The organism is Nitrincola salilacus (assembly GCF_046271865.1).
GTDB classification, from domain to species: domain Bacteria; phylum Pseudomonadota; class Gammaproteobacteria; order Pseudomonadales; family Balneatricaceae; genus Nitrincola; species Nitrincola salilacus.
Genome location: NZ_CP176580.1, coordinates 3,297,769 through 3,321,613 on the forward strand (window position 1 = coordinate 3,297,769; position 23,845 = coordinate 3,321,613).

The 23,845-nt window shown below is 52.9% G+C and carries 17 protein-coding genes and 1 tRNA gene; 11 read left to right on the top strand and 7 right to left on the bottom strand.

Going from position 1 to position 23,845, the window contains the following annotated elements; genetic code table 11:
• Positions 1–5: 5 nt before the first annotated feature.
• The 3 genes from ACK3CJ_RS15315 to corA all read left to right on the top strand — a co-directional run bounded on the left by ACK3CJ_RS15315 (position 6) and on the right by corA (position 2,426).
• Entirely contained in the window at positions 6–446 is a 441-nt protein-coding gene (locus ACK3CJ_RS15315; RefSeq protein WP_409526599.1) for a DoxX family protein, read from the top strand.
• A 77-nt stretch (positions 447–523) separates the two neighbouring features.
• Complete coding sequence (locus ACK3CJ_RS15320) at positions 524–1,246, top strand: pirin family protein (protein ID WP_409523083.1); 723 nt, start codon at positions 524–526, stop codon at positions 1,244–1,246.
• A gap of 115 nt (positions 1,247–1,361) precedes the next feature.
• Positions 1,362–2,426, top strand: coding sequence for a magnesium/cobalt transporter CorA (gene corA / locus ACK3CJ_RS15325; RefSeq protein ID WP_409523084.1), 1,065 nt, complete (start codon positions 1,362–1,364; stop codon positions 2,424–2,426).
• 28 nt (positions 2,427–2,454) lie between these two features.
• On the opposite strand, the gene ACK3CJ_RS15330 is transcribed toward corA, so the two are convergent.
• From ACK3CJ_RS15330 to ACK3CJ_RS15345, 4 genes are read right to left on the bottom strand one after another with little or no spacing between them, the layout of a single operon-like run.
• A complete protein-coding gene (locus ACK3CJ_RS15330) occupies positions 2,455–3,357 on the bottom strand; it encodes a GGDEF domain-containing protein (protein WP_409523085.1) in 903 nt (300 codons plus the stop codon).
• Positions 3,354–7,265, bottom strand: a complete 3,912-nt coding sequence (locus tag ACK3CJ_RS15335) for a response regulator (RefSeq protein ID WP_409523086.1) — start codon at positions 7,263–7,265, stop codon at positions 3,354–3,356. The genes ACK3CJ_RS15330 and ACK3CJ_RS15335 overlap by 4 nt, the downstream gene beginning before the upstream one ends.
• Entirely contained in the window at positions 7,265–9,457 is a 2,193-nt protein-coding gene (locus ACK3CJ_RS15340) for an NAD(P)-binding protein (protein ID WP_409523087.1), read from the bottom strand. The genes ACK3CJ_RS15335 and ACK3CJ_RS15340 overlap by 1 nt, the downstream gene beginning before the upstream one ends.
• A gap of 14 nt (positions 9,458–9,471) precedes the next feature.
• Positions 9,472–10,419, bottom strand: coding sequence for an acetoacetate decarboxylase family protein (locus ACK3CJ_RS15345; RefSeq protein ID WP_409523088.1), 948 nt, complete (start codon positions 10,417–10,419; stop codon positions 9,472–9,474).
• Positions 10,420–10,606: 187 nt separating this feature from the next.
• Here ACK3CJ_RS15345 and ACK3CJ_RS15350 point away from each other — a divergent pair, with 187 nt between their 5' ends.
• Positions 10,607–11,377, top strand: coding sequence for an amidohydrolase family protein (locus tag ACK3CJ_RS15350; RefSeq protein WP_409523089.1), 771 nt, complete (start codon positions 10,607–10,609; stop codon positions 11,375–11,377).
• A 7-nt stretch (positions 11,378–11,384) separates the two neighbouring features.
• Here ACK3CJ_RS15350 and ACK3CJ_RS15355 read toward each other — a convergent pair whose 3' ends face one another.
• Together ACK3CJ_RS15355 and ACK3CJ_RS15360 are read right to left on the bottom strand one after the other, a co-directional pair.
• The gene (locus ACK3CJ_RS15355; RefSeq protein ID WP_409523090.1) at positions 11,385–12,173 is read right to left on the bottom strand and encodes a hypothetical protein; all 789 of its coding nucleotides are present in this window, start codon (positions 12,171–12,173) and stop codon (positions 11,385–11,387) included.
• Positions 12,170–14,596 (bottom strand): Lon protease family protein, encoded by a 2,427-nt coding sequence (locus ACK3CJ_RS15360; RefSeq protein WP_409523091.1) that lies wholly within the window; start codon positions 14,594–14,596, stop codon positions 12,170–12,172. The genes ACK3CJ_RS15355 and ACK3CJ_RS15360 overlap by 4 nt, the downstream gene beginning before the upstream one ends.
• Positions 14,597–14,824: 228 nt before the next feature.
• On the opposite strand from ACK3CJ_RS15360, the gene ACK3CJ_RS15365 reads away from it, so the two are divergent.
• The 5 genes from ACK3CJ_RS15365 (at position 14,825) to ACK3CJ_RS15385 (ending at position 18,756) form a co-directional block, all read left to right on the top strand.
• Complete coding sequence (locus ACK3CJ_RS15365) at positions 14,825–15,598, top strand: substrate-binding periplasmic protein (RefSeq protein WP_409523092.1); 774 nt, start codon at positions 14,825–14,827, stop codon at positions 15,596–15,598.
• 94 nt (positions 15,599–15,692) lie between these two features.
• Positions 15,693–16,490, top strand: a complete 798-nt coding sequence (gene cysE, locus ACK3CJ_RS15370) for a serine O-acetyltransferase (RefSeq protein ID WP_409523093.1) — start codon at positions 15,693–15,695, stop codon at positions 16,488–16,490.
• A 59-nt stretch (positions 16,491–16,549) separates the two neighbouring features.
• Complete coding sequence (locus ACK3CJ_RS15375) at positions 16,550–16,852, top strand: ArsR/SmtB family transcription factor (RefSeq protein WP_409523094.1); 303 nt, start codon at positions 16,550–16,552, stop codon at positions 16,850–16,852.
• 51 nt (positions 16,853–16,903) lie between these two features.
• Positions 16,904–17,641, top strand: coding sequence for an arsenical resistance protein ArsH (gene arsH, locus ACK3CJ_RS15380; RefSeq protein ID WP_409523095.1), 738 nt, complete (start codon positions 16,904–16,906; stop codon positions 17,639–17,641).
• Positions 17,629–18,756 carry an MFS transporter gene (locus ACK3CJ_RS15385; RefSeq protein ID WP_409523096.1) on the top strand — a complete coding sequence of 376 codons (1,128 nt, stop codon included), beginning with the start codon at positions 17,629–17,631 and terminating at the stop codon, positions 18,754–18,756. Before arsH ends, ACK3CJ_RS15385 begins: the two co-directional genes overlap by 13 nt.
• Before the next feature lie 14 nt (positions 18,757–18,770).
• Here ACK3CJ_RS15385 and ACK3CJ_RS15390 read toward each other — a convergent pair.
• Positions 18,771–18,847, bottom strand: a tRNA-Pro gene (locus ACK3CJ_RS15390).
• A 198-nt stretch (positions 18,848–19,045) separates the two neighbouring features.
• Here ACK3CJ_RS15390 and ACK3CJ_RS15395 point away from each other — a divergent pair.
• Positions 19,046–23,395 carry a PAAR domain-containing protein gene (locus ACK3CJ_RS15395; RefSeq protein ID WP_409523097.1) on the top strand — a complete coding sequence of 1,450 codons (4,350 nt, stop codon included), beginning with the start codon at positions 19,046–19,048 and terminating at the stop codon, positions 23,393–23,395.
• Positions 23,392–23,808: a hypothetical protein gene (locus tag ACK3CJ_RS15400; RefSeq protein WP_409523098.1), complete on the top strand. Its 417-nt coding sequence runs from the start codon at positions 23,392–23,394 to the stop codon at positions 23,806–23,808. The genes ACK3CJ_RS15395 and ACK3CJ_RS15400 overlap by 4 nt, the downstream gene beginning before the upstream one ends.
• The last annotated feature ends 37 nt before the right edge of the window (positions 23,809–23,845 follow it).

Below are 23,845 nucleotides of genomic sequence, written 5' to 3' on the forward strand. Positions count from 1 at the left end.
AAAACATGAACACACTGTTAAGCACATTGATCAAAACCGATGGCCAGTGGGCATCACTGGTACTGCGCCTGCCTCTGGGTATCATCTTTGCTGCGCATGGTGCGCAGAAGCTCTTTGGCTGGTTTGGTGGTTACGGCCTGGAAGGCACGGGGCAGTGGATGGCATCCATCGGTCTGACACCCGGTTACCTGATGGCACTCGGTGCCGGTTCGGCAGAGTTCTTCGGTGGTATCCTGCTGATCCTCGGTTTGCTGACACGCCCGAGCGCTCTGGTGCTGGCCTTCACCATGCTGGTAGCGATCTTTGCGGTGCACATTGAACACGGGCTGTTTCTGAGCAACAACGGCTATGAGTTCGGACTGGCATTGCTGGCAGGATCAGTGGCACTGGCGCTGCTGGGTGGCGGACGACTGAGCCTGGATCGCCAGCTGCAGACACGCATCTGAACTGTCGCATTAAAAGCCGGTAATGTCAGGGTGTGATAATGTCAAGGGGCGGTCACTCCGCCCTCGGGAGAAGCAACATGATAGAGATCAGACACGCTCAAGAACGTGGCCAGGCCAGCTTCGGATGGCTCAAAAGCCAGCACACCTTCTCTTTCGGTAACTACCATGATCCGAAACAGATGGGATTTTCAGCACTCAGAGTGATCAATGATGACCATGTGACACCGGGTGCCGGATTTGCCCCACATGGCCATCGGGATATGGAGATCCTTACCTATGTACTGCAGGGGCAGATCGCTCATCGCGACAGTGAAGGGAATATCGCCCACCTGCCCGCCGGTGAGTTTCAGCTCATGTCGGCAGGCAGCGGCATCACACACAGCGAGTACAATGCCTCCGACAGCGATCCGCTGCATTTTCTGCAGATCTGGATCCTGCCGGATGTTTACGGGCAGCCTCCGAGCTATCAGCAAAAGGATTTCGGTCAGAAGCCGGGTCTGACGCTGGTGGTCAGCCCGGATGGTGAAGCCGATAGTCTGGTGATCAAGCAGAAGATGAAGCTCTATCAGGTACTGCTGGATGCAGGAGAGACTCTGAACATTGATACTGACAGTGGCAGACGTTATTACCTGCACCTGATAGAAGACTCACTGGCAGTTAACGGGCTGAATCTTACAGGACTGACATCTGAAGAGATGACGTTGCAACCGGGCGATGGCGCACGTCTCAGCGAAGTGTCTCAACTGACGCTCAAGGCCAGCAATGAACCTGTCAGAGCCTTGCTGTTCGATCTGCCCTGATCATCACTGGCGCCAGACCAACAGATGGATCCGATGGTATTGGCGCCCGGCCCACCTCTCCGTTATGCTGACCTTGCAAAATCATGGACTCAGCAATAGTGAACAGGAGAGGCGCATGTCACGCAAACTCGTGATCAAACGTGGCAAGAAGGTCGGGGCTGCACCCGGCACCCTGGTGCACGTCGGTACCGGAAGTGCCGCCGAAACACAGCTGGAGGTATTCGATTTCGATCTGGATCACCTCAACGAACAACGTCTGAAAGATCCTGCGCTGTGCCTTCCGCTACTGACCAGCGACACCGTCTCCTGGATCAATGTCGATGGCACCCATCAGGTACCCCTGATCGAGTCCCTCGGTAAGATGTTGCAGCTTCACCCGCTGGTCATGGAAGATATCATGAATACCGACCAGCGCCCTAAGCTGGAGGAGTACGATGGTTATCTCTATATCGTGATCAAGATGCTGCAATTTGACCATGATACACATGAGATACGCACCGAGCAGCTCAGTCTTATTCTGGGCGAGCGTCTGGTGATCTCATTGCAGGAGCAACCGGGGGATGTATTTGACGGTGTGCGCGAGCGGCTTCGCTCAGGCCGGCGCAGGCGTTTCCTGGATGCTGACTATCTGGCCTATGCCCTGATTGATGCCGTCGTGGATCACTACTTTTCGTTGCTGGAAAAGCTGGGCGATGAGATAGAGCTGCTTGAAGATGAGCTGATCAATAGCCCGACGCCGGATACTCTCGCCCGGATTCATCACTACAAGCGCGAGATGCTATTGCTACGCAAAGCGGTCTGGCCACTACGGGAGCTACTGAGTCGGCTGAGCCGTGACGAAACACCGCTGGTGAGTCAGGAGACTCGCCTCTATCTGCGCGATGTCTATGATCACACAATTCATGTGCTGGACACGATAGAAACCCTGCGTGATCTGCTGGTCAGCCTGCTTGATCTTTACCTTTCAAGCGCCAGCAATCGCATGAACGAGGTGATGAAGACGCTGACGTTGATCGCCACTATCTTCATGCCACTGACTTTTATCGCGGGGGTCTATGGCATGAATTTCCAGTTCATGCCTGAATTAGAGTGGCGCTGGGGTTATCCAGTAGTCATGCTTTTCATGGCCGCCGTCGTCTCCGGGCTGCTGTTTTACTTCAGGCGCAGGCACTGGTTTTGAGCCAGCGCCTGAGATGAAATCAAGCGATCTACACCACGACCCGGTTTCGTCCCAACCCCTTGGCCTGATAAAGGCGTTCATCTGCGCGCCGAAACAGCGCGTCTGAGGAGTCGATTGCTTGTTCTATAGAGGTAGCCAGCCCGATACTGATAGTAATAAAGGGCTTAACCTCAGAGAACTCATGTTTGATACCAAGCGTTTCTATCTGATGCCGCAGAGATTCGGATACTTTCAATGCATGCTCCACATCCGTTCCGGGCATGATCAGCACAAACTCTTCACCACCGATACGTGCAGCCAGATCGCCGGGACGCTGCGCTGCCAGTTGCAGATGGCGGCCCAATGCCTGCAGGATTCTGTCACCTTCAGCATGCCCGTAATTGTCGTTGTACTGTTTGAAGCAATCAACATCCACTACCGCAATTGCCAACGGTAAGCCATTACGCCGTGAGCGTCGCCATTCTGCTTCAAACACAGTGTTGAATTGCCTGCGATTGGGCATCTCGGTCAGGCCATCAATATTGGCCAGCAACTCCAACATGCGACGCTGACGCACCAGTTTGATATGTGTGGCAACACGCGCCCTGACCACCAGACTATTGAAGGGTTTGACAATATAGTCCACCGCACCCATCTGCAGCCCCTGGGCCTCATCCTCCGGCCGATCGAGACCAGTGATGAAAATCACCGGAATTGCCGATGTACGCTCATCCCCCTTTAGGGCCTTCAGCACCTGATAACCATCCAGATCTGGCATGCGCACGTCCAGCAGAATCAGATCAGGTAGCTGCTGCTGCGCCAGCGTCAGCGCCTGAGCTCCTGTTTTTGCCAGAATCACGGTATGATCGACTTTCAGTAGGCTGTCCAGCAGATGTAAGCTGCCGATATGATCGTCAACAATCAGAATCTTATTCGACAGCAGTGATCTCATTTCACTTCCCCCAGGCTTAAGCCCATTTCGGTAGCCAGGCTATTGAGAAGTATACGCGCCGCCTCGTACTCAACCTCATCCAGTGCCAGACGGATTCTGGACAGGTAGGGCTGTAATTCGCTGTTCACCGCTGGAAATAGATCATCCAACAGATCGGCGGCTCGCGTGTTTGCCTCTAACAGCAGCTGATCCAGGCGTTTAAAGCGCTCCAGCAACTCCGACGTTGGCAGTAGTGTTATTTTCACAGGGTGCTGAATAGGCTGATTAATATGGCTCATCGCCTGCAGGAACTGTTCAAGCTGCTGCACCAGATCCGGTATCAGTATGCTTGCTTTATCTTCATCTTCCTGCCGCAATGCAACCTCAACCTGACTGGCCATGTTGGATAGCTCAAACGCACCCAGGTAAGCAGCAGCCGATTTAATGGAGTGAGCCTGATCAGTTACTTCCTGCATGTGCCCCTTACGGCAAGCCTCTGTCATGAGGGCAGGAGCATCGCGATAGGTGGCTTGGAAATTATCCATTAACCTGAACAGCAGAGGGCGATTCTGATTCAGACGGCTCAGTGCAAGCATCCAATCAACCCCCTCTATCACCGGCAGTTGCTCCTGCTCCACACCCTGCTGTTCAGTTTGCGGGCTGACAGTTTGAGGAATTGAAGCTTCTGGAGTTGAAGCTTCAAAAGAAGCAATACCCCTACCCTCTGGCACGGGCTTCATCCACTTCACCAGTGACTGATACAGATGATCAGGATTGATTGGCTTGGTGATATGGTCATTCATACCTGCTTTAAGGCTGATCTCGTGGTCACTTGCCAGCGCATGAGCAGTCATGGCAATGATCGGCAGTTGATCCAATGCCCACTTGCCACCCAGTTGCCGGATACGGCGAGTCGCCTCCAACCCATCCATGACGGGCATCTGGATATCCATCAATACCAGGTCGTAATCACCTGCCCGTACCTTGGTAAACGCATCTTCACCGTTAACTGCCAGATCCAGAGCAAGGTTGATTCTGAGCTCGGATAGCATCTCCACGGCCACTTCCCGATTAATCGCATTATCATCCACAATCAGGACTCTGCCACCCCGCCTTAATCTCAAGGCAGCCATGGCTTCCTGATTCAATTCATCCAGATCCATTCCAGGCAACAGGCTGACACTTTCGGGGCTCAGGATCTCCTGCAGATGCTGATATAGAGAAGCGGGATGAACTGGTTTGATCAGGAAGCCGTCCAGATTGGCATCTGCGGCATCACGCATCACATCCTCTAACGCAAACGCCGTGACCATCAACACCGCTGGCGCTTTGGCAAGCCGCTTATCCAAGCGAATCCGGCGAGCCGTTTCAATACCGTTCCATCCCGGCATGCGCCAGTCCATCAGGACGAGATCAAATGCCTGCCCCTGCTCGCTGGCCTGTTCCAGCATATCCAAAGCAGCCGGCCCTGACTCGGCAGTCACTACCTCCAGACCGAAGTAGCCAACCATCTCTGCCAACACTTCGCGCGCAATCGTATTGTCATCCACCACCAGAATACGGGATGGTGGCAAACCTGATCTCAACTGACTACCCACGTGTTCAGTATCCAGACCGAGATCCAGTACGAAACTGAAGCGACTGCCGATCCCTGGCTCACTTTCCACCTCTATATGACCACCCATCAGATCCACCAACTGAGCACTGATTGCCAGTCCCAATCCGGTGCCACCGTAGCGTCGGGTTATACTGGCATCTGCCTGAGTGAAGGGTTTGAACAGCGCCGACACCTGATCTGCATCCATACCGATCCCTGTATCAGTGACCGAGAACTCCAGTTGTATTCGTCCATTGTCTCGCCCGACAACCTGAATACCCACAACGATTTCACCCTGTGAAGTAAACTTGGCAGCATTACCCGCCAGATTGGTCAGCACCTGCCCCAGGCGCAGGGAGTCACCAACCAGTCGGGTCGGTACGTCTTGCGCGACCCTCAGCACCGCCTCGACCCCTTTTGGATCACAGCGCATCACAATCATATCTGCCAGATGATCCAGCACATCATCAAGATTGAAAGGAGCGACTTCCAGATCCAGCTTACCGGCCTCAACCTTGGAGAAATCAAGAATATCGTTGATGATTCCTAGCAGATTTTCAGCCGCCGTAAGGGTTTTCTGCAGATAGTTACGCACCCGGGCATCAGGGCCTGCTTTCAATGCCAGGCGACTCATACCGATGATCGCATTCATCGGTGTTCTGATTTCATGGCTCATATTGGCCAGGAACATCGATTTATACTCGGCAGCTTCCTCAGCTCTGCTCTTGGCTTCAACCAGCGCCTGCTCAGCCAGCCTCCGTGCCGTGACATCCTGAGTTACCAACACCACCCCTTTATCGGGATCTCTGGCATCAATCAGCTTGGCATGGGTAGTACACCAGATCTGACTGCCGTCCTTACGCACCATTGCCAGATCGATATGATAAGGATCACCCGACAGCACGTGTTTGTATGCCTGCTTCCCCTGCTCAATGAACTCCTGTTCAGTGAAATACAGTACTCTGGTGCATTGTCCGTCCAACTCTCCATGCCGGTAGCCGAACAGTTGCTCGAATCCAGTATTACAGCGCTGAATGACACGATCCCGAAGAAAGGCGATACCAGTGAGGGCATTATCGAGGATTGCCTCCTGCTCCAGCAGGGTTTTCTGCAGATCTGCGGTATGCTGTTGTACTTTACGCTCCAGATGCAGCGTCAGATCCTGGTTCTCTTCACTGATCAGCCTCACCTTGTCTGCCATGGCAAACGCGAGCAGCAGCGCATCAAGTGTTACCCCTACCAGTCCCAGCAGGTAAATATTGACATTAATACTCGGCAAAATACCGAGGTTAAGCATATTGCCGATCATGTTGGGAATCAGCAATGTGATGTAAGCCAACAGGAAATATCGCGCCGGACGGAATCCCCTGCGCCAGGACATAAAGCCGACATAAAGCCCTGTCATCATCATCCCCGCGGTGGCGATGGTCGCAAAAATAAGCCCCCATCCGGGCGATGCCAGGGAAAAGGGTATCCCGATCAGGCCCAGTGCCGCCACCGCCAGACCAAACTTGGCTGCGCGCGGGTGGTGGCGCCACAGGTTCAACAGACGTATGAAAAACAGTGTGTTGAACAGAGGTAATAGCAGGAACCCGACCATATGCAGGCCTGGTGCTCTGAAATTGAATAGTTCAGCATGCACATTCAGCACCTGAGCCCAGCCCCAGACCCAGCACAACACGAACAGGGAGTACCAGAGATAGGTTTTATCTCGCGCACCAAGAAATACAAAGAAGTTATAGATCGCCAATGCCAGCCCTATCCCCAGGCAGAGCATGATTAATGCATTTTCCCAAGTGACAAGACGGGCGAAATCAGCCTCTTGCTTCAGTAGAATTTTGGTGGGGGCGAAGAAAAAATCACTTTCGAAGAGTACTACCAGATCATAACTCTCACCCGGTAGTAGCCTGACCGAGCCACCATAGTGATACTGGAACTCATGATCATGTTGATAGCCGGTTTTTACCTCCTGCATGCCAACCGATGAGTAAAGCCTCATCGTGATATGCTCGACTACCGAGCCATAGGGGTAGAGTGCCCAATGAATATGCTCGGTATCATTGGTGATACGGGCATGCAACCAGAAAGCATCGCCATCAAAAGCAACTCGTTCCAGAGGCTCAAGCCTGTCCAGCCACTCCTCCAGATCGCTATTACCATAAGGAAATTGCCCAGCATTTCCTCTCAGCAACCTCCCCTCTTTCATCAGATCCACTCCATCAAGATCACTGGTCCATAAAATAGCACCAGGATCCTGCTCAGCAATTGCCCAAGTGGAGAACATCAAAAGCAGGACGAGCAGAGCTCGCTGTAAACAGCGTAACGCAGGCATCACAGATCTTTCTCTCCCACTATGACGGCTGGCAGACCGCAGATGGCACGCGATGCGTGCATGCCAGCCATGGTAGCCGCTTCAACACATCCTGCGTTCAGTCCCGTACGTATCCAGTCACCCGTCAAGTAAAGGTTATCAAACACGGTATCATCCGTACCCAGACGATACTGACTGCTATTAACAACCGACAATACATAACGTTCGGATGGGTCAATATTACTGCGCCAGTACTGGGCATCAAAGCGCGCTTTCCCCTTGCGCTGCAGCGGGTCGATCAAGATTGACCAGTCAAACTCACCCGCCGAAGCAACCGCTGGTAGCAGATTCCAGATATCCTGCTGCAACTGATTCACGGCCCCTGCCCGTGCTTCGGCCCGACAGCGAGCAGGAAACGCATGGTCAGATGGCGGTGGAAAGTCAGCTACAGGCTGAACACTGCAGAAGTAAGACACATTTTTGGGCTCCAGTGCAGATGGCCAGTCCTCGCGACACAGCAGTTGGTCCATCGGTGCCCAGGTATCATAGGGCTCCGTAAATGCGCTCAACACCGGCTCCTGCCCATCAGGTTGATCGGTCCAGCCCATGTTGGCAAGCGAGGTATCGGTCCAGATCTGATAGGCCTGTGTGACAACCGTTTTAACGCTGCCAACCATTTTATCCAGCCCTGCATCCTGAGCCAGCAACTGCGGGCAGAGATGGGGGATGGATCCGATCGAAATACCAAAGATCACCTTATCAAAGTCCACCCCTTTTTTCAGGCTCAGCGTGGGGAGCGGTTCGCCAAACTGACGTTGATAGACCTCAGGCCAGTCACTCCAGAAGGACTCCAGATTGATATGGTTATCTTGCAGCAACTGGGCCTGTACCGGATTTATCTGCTGGTAATTGGGCACTGAAGGCCAACAGGGAAGCCCCTTCACATCCACCAGGGGCTCATAACAATCAAGACCGTCGCGCAGTGCTACCTGACGGGTCATACGAATCTCGGCAATGCTGTTACCCTCGGGCACCAGCTCGTTCACCTGATGAAAGTAATGGAAGTTCACACCACGCCGCTTCAGCACCTCATACATGGGTGAAAAGATGGTATCCCCCATGCCGGCCTGCATCTTCCACATGATGCCCCCCTTGTAGAGCAGCGCAATACGCATCATGGCGCGCAACAGGGTGCCTGCCTCTATATTCGGGCGAGATAAGTCACCATCGACATAGGCAAAAACCAGATCATAAAAACCACGGACAGGTGCCGAATTGACGGTATATTGCTCATTGGCACCGTGCTTGCGCAGCCAATCCATGAAATCGATATCATTGATGACATCAAACCCCTGCTCCAGTACACCATCTTCAAGCATGCCTATCCCGATGCAGAGCCCCAGATCTGCCATGATGAAGAGCCTGCGAATCTCGGCATGAGTATCCAGCAAGTGATCAAAGCGATCATCGAGCCAATGTGTAAGCTGCTTAAGCAGAAAATGCAGGACACTTCCGTGTTGCGTGGCAACCGCCTTATCACCCTGAGCCAGTCCCTCCAGCATTTCACCGGTCAGATCCAGTGCTTCCTTGATATCTGTCTGAAAGCGTGACGCCAGCAGGTCGGCATCTTTTGACAGATAGCTGGCCAGCTGTTTGAAAGCAGGATGGGCACCCGTGATGGCAGGATCACTCAGTGTCATGTCCACAGCGGCAGCCTGAGGATGTGCCTGCAGTTGCTGCATGAACTGTTTGATCCAGTAATAGAGCTTACTCAGCAGTGCCCAGATACTCAGCTCTTCATCGCTGTGAGCCGGATTACCAGGTACTTCAGGAAACATCAGAGGCCAGCTTTGCCACTGCTGATCGATCCACTCCTGCAGCACTATGAAGTCATGCGGTTTGAAGGCATCCTGCCAGGTAGCGAGCGGCGCCTGGGGCGGTCTGTCCAGCGTTTCGTAGCAGGTCTGGATAGTACGGAAGGCATTGGCATAGAACCCGAACCAGATATGCAAACCATGCTCTTCAATACGTTCGCCCATCTCGGGATTGCGGCCGCTGGCCCCCTTACCTCCCAGCCTCCAGCCGAGCTGATAAACATCTATCTGATATTTTGACTGCCAATCCGGCGTCTCGGTCAGGTAGAAGGCTGCGGTCATGGCTGCCACGCCGCCGCCCAGAATGGCAATCTTCTGTGGTTGTGCTGAATCTGACATCGTCCCTATCCCTATCAGTCTTCGCTGGTCAGCTCAAAGGCAGCCTGCTGATTAAAGTCAAACAATACATTGAAGTTCAGCACACTGCTCTGAGTACCCACCTGAATGCCGAACATCTCCTGCAGTGGAAACATATCCACCTGATTGAGCGTGAACTCAAACGCATGTCCATACAGCTTGATATCATGCAGCTTCTGTACCACGGAAGGTGAATGCACTAATTTTTGATAGACCGCATTCTGCCCTTCACCATCCGGAAACTGCTTTAACAATAGTTGATCTACCTGAGGGTGGAAGAAATCCGCCACCAGTTTTGCCAGATCTTCAAGATCCAGCTTGAAGCAATCCACCTCGGCCCTCATCAGGTCGAAGCCCTCTTTCAACAATTCTGAAAGATCTGCCAGCGACTTCTCCTCACCGGCTGCCACTTTTTCGACGCGAAACAGCTCAACAGGAGCCATCTTGGTGTCAGGTGAAAAGTGTGTGAAAGCATCAACAGTCATACTGAACAGATCTGGATCAGCACCGATTGAGGGCATCTGATAGTCACACAGATATTTGTTGAAACCCCATATTTCACGACCATTCACCAGTGCATAAATATTATTCACGCAGATAAAGGCAGGATACCAATAGATTTTCTTGATTTTCAGCCCCTGCATGCGTGCAACCGGAATCCAGATAATGATATCTGTTTCCTGAAACCAACCCTGGCTGGCATACGGCTCCGTTACGGGCTTGATATTTTCGATATCGGTAAAGGTAAGCATGCAATAGGACATCAATGCCTGAAAGCGATCCTTACCCAATGGCACCACATTCAGCGTTTCATCTATATACTGTTGGATATTGACGATATTACCCTTGATAAAGAAGCCATACATATTGGCATTCAGCATACGGCAAGGAGGTGCGGCGATGACTTGTCCCGGAAAACGGGCATAAGGTGTCTGATCTGACATGGTAGCTCCCTGTTATTATTGTTTCTTCAGTTTAAGATTCGTCAAAGATGCATTAAATTGATACAAAAGAAAACCTAAAGAGTATCAGAGGAGGGTCATATGACAGGTGCCAGACAACTGTCGAGGTATCGTATTTGCCTCTTCTCAACATACTATAGTGCAGGAATAGAGCAGGAGTTGCTTTCGCATGAGCTATAACAAGGTTCGATTGTTTGATGCTCACCTGCATATCATAGACTCACGCTTTCCACTGGTCGCCAATCAGGGCTACCTACCCGATGAATACACTCATGAACACTACCTGGCTGATATGTTGAATTATGAACTGGTAGGAGGAGTCGTCGTCTCGGGATCCTTTCAGGCACAGGATCAGAGCTACCTGCAGGAGGCACTGAAACAACTGGGCAAGAACTTTGTCGGCGTTACCCAACTCTCCCCAACGGTGTCGGATGAGGAACTGATTCGACTGAACCATCAGGGGGTGCGAGCAATACGCTTCAACTTCAAGCGAGGAGGCAGTGGCGCCATCTCTTACATCGACAAGCTGGCCAGGCGTGTTTATGACACAGTCGGATGGCACTCCGAGGTCTATGCTGATGGCGAGTTACTGGCTGAGCTCTGCCCGATTCTGGAATCTCTGCCAGCACTGAGTATCGATCATTTAGGTCTTAGCAGACGCGCCTTCAGAACTTTGCTGTATCTTGTGGAAAAGGGAGTAAAAGTCAAAGCCAGCGGATTCAGCCGTGTCGACTTTGATATCCCCTCTGCCATCAAAGCCCTCTATGCTGCCAACCCTGATGCCCTGATGTTCGGCAGTGACCTGCCCTCCACTCGCGCTCCACAGCGCTTTCGCCATGAAGATATTCAACTGATCTGTGATACATTGGAACCCGATCATGCCAAGCGCGTCCTCAGCGGGAATGCGATCCGCTTCTATCGACTCAAGTCCGGTGTTTAACAAACCATCAAGGCAGCAGCAAACAGGCATTCGCCGACTTTACAACAGCCCCCTCATGTAGCAGACAGCTGTCCTTGCTCAACAGCAACAGATAGGGTTGACCTTCGGTCAGCGTCAGCAGATTCCTGAGTTGCCACTCTGAGACCTCCTGAATCGTTCTGGCAGGTGCTCTGTTTTCAATGCAGGTCCTTAACAGTTGCAGACTGTCACTCTGGGCAGGAAGCAGAAACTGCAGCGGCAAATGCTCTCTGTCAGCCAGTCTGAGGGCCGCTTCAATGTGTCTTGGAGCTACATCTGGCTGGTCACAGTATAATAAGAGCTGCCGGAACGGATTGACTCCCTGCCTGAGCAACATCACCGCGCCTGGAAATTTGATCCATCCTGGAAGTCCAGCGACAAGGCTCTCATCAAAAAGGTCAGTCAGTAAAAGTACGTCGTGAACAGACTCTCCATTCTCATCAACATCCGGCTCGCTTTGATCGTCATATGTCGTCTGCGAAACCTCAAGACTCCAATGCAAAGACTGATGTCTGGCAACCTCCTCCAGACAACCTCGAAAGCGGTTATGAGCCAGTCGTAACTGTCGCCTGATACTGTCGGCACGCAAAGGTCTCGATCGCCCGGTCATCAAGCTGATCTCACGACCGAAGGGAAGCTCTGCACAACGCATCAGATTCTGATCCTCGATGAACACGGCTTTGAGCTCCACCTTGTGCTGTGCCGCAAAACTGGCTGCCTGTTCAAGAGCGGTTATCCCGCGATGACTGCTGTCGAGATAATAGACGATGCGTTTCATGCTGGATCTTCATCCGCTTCACTGTCAGCGCTTTTGCCGTTATCCGTCTGACTTTTGTCACGCGACTGGTCACGCTGAATCATATTGAGGTGCTTGAGCCTGTCCTGAACCCGGCGGCTGAAGCTGCCTTTTGTATAAACCCCCTCGTCATTCTGTTCACCAGCTGGCAAACCACTGAGCAATTCCAGCGCCTGATCCAGGGTTTCGATCGCATAAATATGGAATTCATTTCGTTCCACGGCGTCACGCACTTCTCGACTCAACATCAGGTTGACCCGATTAGTAGCAGGAATCAGAACACCCTGTTCCTTCGCAAAACCGCGAGCACGGCATATCTCGAAAAAACCTTCTATCTTCTCATTAACTCCACCAATTGGCTGCACCTGACCTATCTGATTGATCGATCCAGTCACAGCATAGCATTGCTTCAAAGGCACTCTGGCGATAGCCGACAGCAGCGCGCAAGCCTCGGCCACTGAGGCGCTGTCACCTTCGATATGGCCATAGGACTGCTCAAACGCGATACTGGCAAGGATCGGCAGGTTACTTTCTCCGGCATAGCGTGAGCCCAGAAGATTAGACAACAACAACACCGCCTTGGAATGTATGGCACCGCCCAGCTTTGCCTCACGTTCAATATCGATCACCTGTCCACGCCCCAGACGTGCCGTCGCAGTTATTCGCGCAGGACGGCCAAAACGATAGTTACCGAGATCATAAACGGTCAGGCCATTCACCTGCCCGATGACAGCCCCATCGGTATCAATCAGATTCTGTCCGTTCAGAATACTCTCGATCATTCGCTCATGAATACGAGATGCACGCAACTTGCATTCATCGATGGTTTTCTGAACAGCATCGACATCTATCACAGACTTCTGCTCCTGCTCTGCCCAGTAATTGGCCTCCAGTAACAGATCAGCAAGACCCTGTCCCTGCGCCGAGAGGTAGGTCTGATCCTGCGCCAGACGGCCCGAATACTCTATCACTCTGGCAACTGAATCTGCCGTGAGTGCTCGGAGATTGTGGCGCCTGGCGATCCCGGCAATAAACTCTGAGTACAAAGATACATTCGCATCATTAACCGGAATTTCATCTGAATAGTCCGCCTGCACCTTGAACAACTTGTGAAAATCCGGATCCCATCCCCCCATCAGGTAGTAAAGATAGCGGCTGCCTGTCAATATGACCTTGACACTGAGTGGTACAGGCTCCGGTTCCAGCGAGACAGTACTGGCTAAGCTGTAGAAGCGTTCAATCGACTCAATTCGGATCTCTGATGCAAACAGCGCACGCTTCAGCGCTTCCCATACCATCGGTTGGGTGATCAATTTACGCAGATCCAGTATCAGATACCCCCCATTTGCACGATGCAGTGCACCCGCCCGGATCAGCGTAAAATCACTGACCAGAGCCCCCTGCACTACATGGTGCTCTACCCTGCCAAGCGTGCGCCCAAGATTGGGTAGATCCTCATGAATAATCGGTGCCCCCTGAGTCTCACTGTTATCCACTAACAGATTGAGCTGATAACGCGCCAGTAGTGTCTCAGGCAAAGAACCTTCATTCATGTGCCCGAGAAACACATTCACATGACGACTCAGATCCTGCTGAATCGATTCTATATGGCTGCAAATTGTATTATTTTCCCAAAACTCACTGCGCAACTCATCTATCGCATTACCCGCTGCAAATACCACCATCTCCTCGTTCAGATGCTGCAGTTGCTCCTGAGTATCCTTGCGCCATAAGGTAAACTCCTGCAACACAGCCTGCAGCTGCACTTCAATCCGGCCAATCGCTTCCTGCATCTGTTTGCGCTCATCTTCGGGCAGTGCCAGAAATGCCTGTGAATCCAATACATCCGTTCCCTTAAGAGGCGCCAATGTATAGCCGGTTGGGGTGTGCAGCAGCACGATCCCTTCATTTTTGGCTGCCTTCTTGACCTCCATAATGGCAGCAGCCTGACGTTCGGCCAGTGACTGGTTCAGGTCAGAAACACGGCTGCGATACTCATCCGTTTCAAAAACAGCAGGAATAGCACTGCGCAGCTCATCTACCAGTCGCTCAAGGCTGCGGGCAAAACGACAACCAAGCCCTGGCGGCAACAGCAACAGCTTCGGTCGTACCGGTTGATCGAAGTTGTACACGTAGCAGCAATCCGGGGGCACAGTCTCTGTCGCGGCTCTTGTCTGCAGAAAACACTCCACAATCTGCCGATGTCCGCTATCTTCTGGCGCCATGACAAAAATATTGAAGCCCTCACTACGGATGCCTGCCCCGAACGACAAGGCTTTGAGCATACGATCCTGTCCGACAGCCGATACGCTATCGAGTAATTCATCCGTCGTCACAAAACCCAGCGCACCGCCATCACAATGGCGGTACAACTGGTCTGCTGATAAAGGCTTCAACGGGAACATTTCCATCTCCTTATCATCACCGGCACAACAGTGAAAAATGATTCAATCCTCAATCAAGTCTAGACAGACTAACGAACTTTGCATTGACCTCACGCGGGACAGGCAGCGATAACCTCTCAGATTTCACAAATTCTGTCCTATGATTAATAGTATTAATGGCTTGGGGTTTCCTGCATGCATAATGAAAACAGAGTTATCTCATCGGTGTTCCCGGCTGTCTTGCTCATAATGGCCCTACTGACTGGAACTACTCAGATCATCGCATCAGAAGAACTTGTAACGGAGACAGACAGCTCACACATTTCAAAAGTACTGCGAGCTGATTTTCGCCACCGCCCGCCTGAAATGGTGTTTGATGAGAAGAACAGCAGCATGATCAGCCCCCTCAAGGATATTCTTGAGGAAGCTGCCGCGAAGACAGGCTACAGCATTCACTGGACCGCTCGCCCATTTGCTCGCAGCTACGAAGAGCTACAGTCCGGCACTATCGATCTGGTACCGCGCACAATACGCAACCAGGAGCGCGAGGCATTCATTGCTTTTCTAGGTCCTGTTGCCACTCAGCGCCGGGATATTCTGTTTCTGGTAAAACCTGGCGAGGAGGACAGAATACAGTCCTATGAAGACCTTTATGATATGACCATCGGAGTCAAGCGTGGCACGGCTTATTTTGATCGCTTCAATAATGATACAGCGCTCAATAAAACGGAGTCTGTAGATGATGAAAATATGGCACGGATGTTCATCCATGGTCGCTTTGACACCATGGTTATTCTGGACCGCTCCGCGATAGAAAGCGCACTGGATAACCTGGGCCATACAGAATACAGCTATGCGCACTATCGCTACCTGAACGAAATAGGCAACTACTATGGCATGTCACGCAAGTCACCGCATTTTCATATTTTTGATGAGCTGAATCAGGCGCTGTTGGAGATGGTGGAGTCCGGCCGGATCAGAGAGATCTACATCGAACATGACCTGCTATCGGAACTGGAATAACGCCTGCCCTTGAGTTACCTTGTCTGCATAGGCTACCCATAAACAGCAGACCTGTTTGCATAGCGTCTGCTTCAGGCACAGGATTAGAGTCAGAATGTCAGCTCTGGAAAACGATACCGTCTGGAATGCACTGCGAGATGAGGTCACCTCTCTGGCATTGAGTGAACCCGTGCTCGCCAGTTATTTTCATGCCACCGTCATCAATCATGATACGCTTGAGGACTCCCTCTCCTATCTGCTGGCCGGTAAGTTATCTTCACTTGACCTGCCAGCCATGAGCCTGCGTGAGGTCTTGTGGCAGGCGTTCCAGGCATCGGACGACATCACCGACACAACACGCAAGGATCTGTGCGCCACGGTCGACCGTGACCCTGCTGCCAGCAGCCTGGCTAACCCCTATCTCAATCACAAGGGGTTCCACGCGCTTCAGGCATATCGGATATCTAACTGGTATTGGCAACAGAACCGCCGCGCACTGGCGCTTTATCTGCAAAGCCGTATCTCGGAAGTGTTCGGCGTGGATATTCACCCTGCGGCACGCATTGGCAGTGGTGTATTCATCGACCATGCTACTGGACTCGTGGTCGGAGAAACCGCCGTCGTGGGGGATAATGTCTCCATGCTGCAGGAGGTCACTCTGGGAGGTACTGGCAAGGACACTGGTGATCGCCATCCCAAGGTGGAGCGCGGTGTGCTGATCTGTGCCGGTGCAAAAATACTGGGCAATATCCGTATCGGTGCCGGCTCTAAAGTAGGTGCTGGTAGCGTGGTACTCGAAGATGTACCACCACACTGCACCGTTGTCGGGGTACCAGCTCGTGTCGTTGGCCATCCCGGCTGTGCAGAGCCGGCTCTGGCGATGGATCAGGAGATCGAGAGTGGCGGTGAATAATATTTCCATTATTCTAGAAATATCTTGACGACCTCTGTTTCCATGTCATAATCAGCCAAATGACAAGACTGACACTCGAACAGGCATCAGAGCAGCTCGCCGAACTGGGCCACCCTACCCGCCTCAGCCTTTATCGTATTCTGGTAAAGGCTGGCAACCGGGGTATGCCGGTCGCTGATATTCAGCAGCAGCTTGATGTCCCGGGTTCCACTCTCTCGCACCATATCAGCCGGTTGCTTAAGGTTGGATTGGTAGTGCAGGTACGTGAGGGGCGTGTGCTCAGATGTCATGCGCAGTATGAACGCCTGAATCTGCTGATCCAGTTTCTGATGGAGGAGTGCTGTGCCGATGAACGTTGTTGATTTTTTCGCTTAAATATTTCGATAAATCCAGAAACATAAAAGGATTAAGCCATGAAGCCGCTGACTCCCCATCACAACATCAGTAAAACCCTGCGCCAACTGGCGGAGGGTCAACAACGCCAGAACCAGCACCCGCCTCGCATTCTGGTACTTTATGGATCGCTGCGGCCCGAGTCTTTCAGTCGCAAGCAGGCATTGGAGGCCGCCACTATCCTGGCTGACTTTGGTGCTGAAGTGCGCGTCTATGATCCGGCTGGTCTGCCGGTGTTTGACCACACCTCTACTGATCATCCCAAGGTAAGGGAACTGCGTGAACTGGCCAGCTGGAGTGAAGGCATGGTCTGGAGTTCGCCGGAGATTCATGGCAATCTTTCCTCCGTATTCAAGAATCAAATCGACTGGATTCCGTTGACTCTGAACAGCGTTCGTCCGACTCAGGGCAAGACCCTCGCCGTGATGCAGGTCAGTGGTGGTTCGCAGTCATTCAACGCTGTTAATGCCCTGCGTATACTGGGGCGCTGGATGCGCATGTTCACCATCCCCAACCAGTCCTCCGTGCCGATGGCCTGGCAGCAGTTCAACGAAGATGGCAGCATGAAAGACTCCAGCTATCGTGACCGTGTGGTGGATGTCATGGAGGAGCTGTTTCGTATTACCCTGCTGATGCGCAACCATGGCGACCTGCTGACCTTTCGCTTTTCCGAAAACAAGGAGTTCTATGCCGCCGAAGGAAACAGCATGACCGACAATCATGACACCACTGAAGCCAAAGTGTCATGCTGCGGCTGATAGACCGGACCAGTCATGCAACGATTCTGGCCAGCCTGGTGCTTACCCTGACGCTGGTCTCCGATGCTGTCCTTTATCTGTTGCTGCCGCTCTACTTCGAATCCTTCGGCATTACGCTGCTCTGGGTCGGACTGCTGCTGTCGGCCAACCGTTTTGTCCGGCTGCTGATAAACCCCTGGCTGGTGCAGTACTTTCAACGCGTCGGGGCACGCAATGCGACACTGCAGGCGGTCGTGCTGGCCACACTGGCCAGCCTCTGCTTCGTGGTGATCGCAAGTCCCTGGATACTGCTGCTGGCCAGGCTGCTCTGGGGCTGTGCCTATGCGCTGATGCGTCTGGCCTGTCTGCATTACGCCACTGAGCATAAAGCCAGCAGTATGAAAAATCTCGGCTGGTATACCACCTTTCAGGAGATCGGCCCGTTACTGGTGCTGCTGGCAACCCCTTGGCTGACTCTGCATCTGTCGATCTCAGCTGTGCTGATTCTGGCCAGTACTCTATGCCTGATCGCCCTGCTACCCGCTCTGGCCCTGCCAAAGCCCGAAAAAAATGGCGTCGGATCGGCAAGAGCAACCTTTCCCTGGCCCACCGGCTGGCATCAGATCACCTTTCTGGTCTGCCTGCTGTTTGATGGTGTCTGGATGGTGATGCTGGCCCCTCAGCTCATTGCACTGGACAGAACCACCGCAGCGGCACTCGCCACAGCAGCGCTGCTGATGGTGGGTAAGCGAATATTCAACCTCAGCGTCGGGCTGATCACCGTGCGCTTCAACCCCTTTGAACGGCTGACCATATGGCTTTATGGTGCACTGCTTCTGCTACTGATATCCGGTCTGCTGATGCCGGGAACAGGCATCATCTTCGCCAGTGTTCTGGCGATTATCGGACACGGACTGGTGATGATTCTGGTACCCAAACTGCTGGCAGATGAAGCGATCGATGATACGGCACGGCAACTCTCGCTGAACACCTTTACATTCTGGCGCGATCTGGCAGCCGCCTGTGGGGCACTGATCGCTGCCGTGCTGGTGACTCAGGGCATTCTCGACTGGTTCTACTGGAGTGTGACGCTACTGATTGCACTGCTGATATTTCGGCAATGGTGGTGCAGATAATAGAGGTGCAGTATTGGTCGGAGAGACAGGATTTGAACCTGCGACCCCTACGTCCCGAACGTAGTGCTCTACCAGGCTGAGCTACACTCCGATACTGCTGTGGATATTTTAATCCTGTGCATCGTAAGTGCAATACTTACCCAGCGTTAATACGATTCAACTAAAAACACGCAGCAGTGTAGAGAGTTGGCAAACAATTCAAATCACGCTATAGTCCTGCCGCTGTCATTCAGGTCATTGGCAGGCTCATGCAGGATACGGCATGGGTGCTATCAACAAGGAGCGTTTCATGAGCAAGCCCGCCGCCCGCTTAGGCGACAAACACGTCTGTTCGTCCACCACCAGCAAAGGCACGCCGATCACCAGCGGCTCGCCTGATGTCTTCATCGGTAATCAGCCAGCAGCACGGGTGGGCGATACGGTGGCATGTGGTACCCCTCCGGCGATGATCACCACCGGCTCCTCCAGCGTATTCATCAATGGCCGACCAGCGGCACGCATGTTGGATGGCACCTCCTGCGGCGGTGTGATTATCGAGGGGCTGGGCACAGTACTGATCGGTGGTGGCTCAGTCGGTGCACCGCGTGAAGGCGAAGCTGATAAAGTTGCACCTTGCTCCCCGAACTGCGGCAACCCGGTCAATCCAATTCTCGGCGCTAAGCTCCTGCCCGCCACGGCCGATTTTGCCCTGCCGGCACCAGCTCCGTTTGTTTTCAGCCGCGGTTATGTGTCCAACAATGCACAGGTCGGGATTCTGGGGCAAGGCTGGTCGGTGACGGGGAACAATCTCAAGTTGACGCTGGAGCCGCCTGAGCCCGACGAATCTAACGAGCCTGAAGATCCTGATGCCCTTGCTGCATCTGATCCGACGGCTGAAGCATCCGATGACGACTCCGCCGCACAGCCGAAACCCTCCCTGATCCTGCAGGATGCCCATGGGCGGCGTATCCGCTTTACCGCGCTTGAATCCGGCTGCATGGCCTTTTCCGATACCGAACAGTTTTGGCTCGCCCGCGGTGGTCTCTGGTCACCCGAGGATCACCCACTGCAGCATCCTGCGTTCCAGGGCCTGAACGAGATCGATACGCTGAATGACACCTACTACTTCGTCTCCACCGGTCAGCGAGTGTACCTGCTGAAGCCTGGCTCTGTCCCTGACAGCTGGCAACTCGCTGCTGAGTACACGCATCAGGGCTACTGCACCCAGTATCAGCGTGATGCTGCGGGTAATATCCAACAGGTGATTGACAGCGCCGGACGCCGGTATCATTTTCACTACCAGTCGGTACCGGCGCTGCAAGACGGCGATCCGGGTGTCCGTCTGACCTCGGTCAGTCTGCTCTCTGATCATCTGCAGGCCTCCACAGAGGTGGCCGGTGATGTGACAGGTGGTGTTGCAGGTGATGTTGCAGGTGGTGTTGTAGATAGCAGCGACGATGAGGCGGTCGGCACGCTGGTCACCTTCAGCTACAACGCCAGCGGTGATCTGATCGCCGTACATGACCGGGCTAACCGGATCGTGATTCAGTATCAATGGCAGAGTCATATCCTGATCGGCTATACCGTCCCCGGACGCCTGACAATGCGCTACGAATGGTCCGAGAACACCCCCGAAGGCAAGGTGCTGCGCCAGATAGAGGTGGACGGCCTGACCCGCACCTATGACTATCAACCGACCCATACAAGCGTGTCCGATAACCTCGGACGAGAAGAGCGCTATGCCTTCGTCGGCAGCGGCCCCGACCTGCGCTGGCACGCCCACCACCGGGCCGATGGCAGTGAGCTGCATTTCAACTACAACGGCGATGGTCAGCGCATCTCTGAGATCGATCCGCTGGGCGGTGTCACCTCCTTTAGTCACGACCGCCAGGGGCATCTGAGCAGCCTGCGCCTGCCCACCGGGCAGATCTATACCTACCGACGCGATCCGCTGGGCCGTCTGACCAAGGTGACCACACCCGATAATGCCGTGCACCAGTATACCTATGATGAACGCGGCAACCTGACGTCGATCATTGATGCCAACGAACACACCACCCGCTTCGAGTACCGCTGCGCCGGACTACCCGATCGTCCCACGAAACGGGTCGACCCTGAAGGCGCAACCCACAGTTATACCTGGACGCCCCTCGGTCAGCTTGCCAGTATCACCGACTGTTCCGGCCAGACCACCCAGTATGCGTACAACGCACTGGGTCAGTTGATCCGCATCACCGATCCACTGAAGCAGATCACGGAGTTTGCCTACAACACCGTTGGCCAGCGCATCAGTGTCACGCTACCGGATCGCACCCAACTGACGTACACCTATAATGAGCACGGCTTGCTGACCCAGGCCAGCGATGCCAAGGGGGTGTACCAGACCCTGCGCTATGATGACCAAGGCCAGGTCATCGCCGAGACCGATGCCAATGGCCATACCCGTCAGTATCGTTACGATATCGCCGGTCGGTTGACGGAGATCATCAATGCCCAGGGCGCATCCTACCACTTTGAATATGATGTGATGGATCGGGTGGTTCGCGAGGTCGGCTTTGATGGTCGGGAACGTCGCTATACCTATAACCGATGTGGCGACCTGATCCAGCAGCAGGAAGTGGTCAACGCTGAAACGCACACGACCCAGATGTATTATGACGGCGTAGGTCGCTTGCTGGCCCGTGAACTGCCCGCCACCGAGCTGTCACCGACGCTGCTGGAGCAGTATCGCTATGATGCCGCCGGTCGGATGATTCAGGCAGATAATATCTATGCCCGGGTGGAGTGGGCCTACGATCCCACCGGCGCACGCCTGATTGAACAGCAGTGGCATAAGAACGCGCATCTCGCCCTGCAATATGCCGAAGCTAATCCGCCCGAGCACAATGACCAGCTTCTGCCCCCCTTGACCACGGATCTGGTGGTCTGGGAGTGGCGTAACGAAACGGAATATAACGCCCAGGGCATCCCCCGAATCTCGCAACAGGGTGAGCATGCCATGGGGGCCCTCCTCTACGGCAGCGGACATCTGCTGGCCCTGCGTCTGGGTAATCTGGAGATGACACTGGAGCCGGATGCATTGCACCGCGAGCAGCAGCGCCAGATCAAGGCCAAGACAGACGCTCAGACGAACTCTCTGACACAACCCCTGATACAGCGTGAGCGACGTTACAGCCCGGTGGGGCTGTTAGCAGCACAACGCGATGTCTACCTCGGTGGCCGTCTGCCACTGTCGGATCGCTCCGATCCGATCCAGATCAATCAGTACCAGTACGATGCCCGCTACCGCCTGAGTGGCATCACTCAGTCCGTGCCACCACTGGAGTCCGGTCAGCCGCTGATCACACAACAGACCCAGGCGTTTCAATACGACCCCAGTGGGCACTTGATCGGCAGCTCATGTTACAGTCCACAACATCCGACCCGCAACACCGAACAGCACTACACATTGGATAAAGAAGGCAACCGCGTCGGGTCCGGGGCCCATGCCGACCCCAGTGCCTGTCACAGCAACCGCCTTGAGCAGCTGGGTCATACACAGTTCCGCTACGACGATGCCGGCAACCTGATAGAGCGCCGTGCGCCTCAGGATCTGCAAACCCTGCAATATGATGGCCTGCACCGCCTCTCCTGCGTTGAACGCCAACGGCCTGGCTATCCCACCACGAAAACCTATTACATCTACGATGCCCTGTCGCGCCGCATCTGCAAACAGATCATCCCCGAACGCAGCCAAAGCCACAGCATCCGCTACGGCTGGGACGGCGATCAACTGGTGCATGAAGACAACGGCGATCAACGCACCACCGTGTTCTACGAACCCGGCAGTTTTGTCCCACTGTTCAGAGTGGATGAAACCAAACGCTCCGAAGAGTTTGATGAACACTGGATGCTCAAAACACCACAGGAGAGCGCATCCGAACCGGGATACGACACCCACTACAGCGCTTTTGTCACCGACCACCTCGGCACTCCGTTGAAACTGCTCGGCTCAGACGGACACCTGCTCTGGACCGCGAAGCCGGATGACTGGTGTGCGGTCCGTGACGAACGCGCCGTCCCGGACCTGAAACAACCGATCCGCTTCCAGGGGCAATGGCTGGATGAAGAGACTGGGCTCTGTTACAACCGGTATCGGTATTATGATCCGAGGCAAGGCAGGTACATCACTCAAGATCCTATTGGTCTTGCAGGCGGGATGAATAGCTATGCATATGTTGAAAATAGCCCTTTGATGTATGTTGATACACGAGGGTTATCAAGGGCAAGGCCAGTTCAAAGACGGCAGAAAGTAAACCCTTGGAATGAATTTCAACGTAATAATAAAGGGAAATATAATAGAGAAACATTAAGTCGCTTATATCGCAAAATGCAGTTAGAAATACTAGGTGGTCCAAAAAATCCTGAACTGCATTTTTGGCTTGAGCAACTTCCAGAAAATTCAGTTGAAGAGCTAAGAAAATCTTTACAGGGTGTTTCTTGCAGAGAAGATGGCTATTGTGAAGTTGACGTAAAAAAATATACTTGTTTTTATCAAAAATCAAACATTGAGGCTTGTCATGTCAATGATTACGGTCCCCAAATGAGACTACCACTGGATCAAGATCCTAGCTGTTTCTACCAAACTGAGACTATTAGATTTTATGGAGGGATTTTATGATTAAATTATTTAAATCACTGATAGCATTGCAGATATTTTCAATTATCGTTTTATTTATATCATCGAATCTTTATGGTTATGGAAACTATCCAGAAATGGCTTTTTTTTGGATTGGGACTAATTCGTTAATTGATTATTATTACATATCAGCACTGTTTCAGATTATATATGCTTTGTACATTGCCGCGTATATTGGTCTTGTTTTTTTTCAAAATTGGGCTAGAGTTCTTTTGATATTTGCTGCTGTAATTTGGGGTATTTTGACTTCGATTTCAGGTCTCGCAGTCTTTACTCCGTTTGAAGTTACAACTAGTTTTTACATGAATATAATAGATGGAATGATAATTTCTTTTTCATTTTTTACTAGTTTAAATTATAAATTTAGCAAGCGTAAAGAAAATCTTGTGACCTGAATCAGTGACGAGTATCGCTTAAGGAAGGTGTGATCTA

Bases quoted from the DNA above. Each gene is read 5' to 3' on its own strand.
- ACK3CJ_RS15350 (WP_409523089.1), top strand. From the start codon at position 10,607: ATGAGCTATAACAAGGTTCGATTGTTTGATGCTCACCTGCATATCATA.
- ACK3CJ_RS15385 (WP_409523096.1), top strand. From the start codon at position 17,629: ATGCTGCGGCTGATAGACCGGACCAGTCATGCAACGATTCTGGCCAGC.
- ACK3CJ_RS15340 (WP_409523087.1), bottom strand. From the start codon at position 9,457: ATGTCAGATTCAGCACAACCACAGAAGATTGCCATTCTGGGCGGCGGC.
- corA (WP_409523084.1), top strand. From the start codon at position 1,362: ATGTCACGCAAACTCGTGATCAAACGTGGCAAGAAGGTCGGGGCTGCA.
- ACK3CJ_RS15335 (WP_409523086.1), bottom strand. From the start codon at position 7,265: ATGCCTGCGTTACGCTGTTTACAGCGAGCTCTGCTCGTCCTGCTTTTG.
- ACK3CJ_RS15355 (WP_409523090.1), bottom strand. From the start codon at position 12,173: ATGAAACGCATCGTCTATTATCTCGACAGCAGTCATCGCGGGATAACC.
- ACK3CJ_RS15360 (WP_409523091.1), bottom strand. From the start codon at position 14,596: ATGTTCCCGTTGAAGCCTTTATCAGCAGACCAGTTGTACCGCCATTGT.
- ACK3CJ_RS15345 (WP_409523088.1), bottom strand. From the start codon at position 10,419: ATGTCAGATCAGACACCTTATGCCCGTTTTCCGGGACAAGTCATCGCC.
- ACK3CJ_RS15320 (WP_409523083.1), top strand. From the start codon at position 524: ATGATAGAGATCAGACACGCTCAAGAACGTGGCCAGGCCAGCTTCGGA.
- ACK3CJ_RS15315 (WP_409526599.1), top strand. From the start codon at position 6: ATGAACACACTGTTAAGCACATTGATCAAAACCGATGGCCAGTGGGCA.
- arsH (WP_409523095.1), top strand. From the start codon at position 16,904: ATGAAGCCGCTGACTCCCCATCACAACATCAGTAAAACCCTGCGCCAA.
- ACK3CJ_RS15375 (WP_409523094.1), top strand. From the start codon at position 16,550: ATGACAAGACTGACACTCGAACAGGCATCAGAGCAGCTCGCCGAACTG.
- ACK3CJ_RS15365 (WP_409523092.1), top strand. From the start codon at position 14,825: ATGGCCCTACTGACTGGAACTACTCAGATCATCGCATCAGAAGAACTT.
- ACK3CJ_RS15330 (WP_409523085.1), bottom strand. From the start codon at position 3,357: ATGAGATCACTGCTGTCGAATAAGATTCTGATTGTTGACGATCATATC.
- ACK3CJ_RS15400 (WP_409523098.1), top strand. From the start codon at position 23,392: ATGATTAAATTATTTAAATCACTGATAGCATTGCAGATATTTTCAATT.
- cysE (WP_409523093.1), top strand. From the start codon at position 15,693: ATGTCAGCTCTGGAAAACGATACCGTCTGGAATGCACTGCGAGATGAG.
- ACK3CJ_RS15395 (WP_409523097.1), top strand. From the start codon at position 19,046: ATGAGCAAGCCCGCCGCCCGCTTAGGCGACAAACACGTCTGTTCGTCC.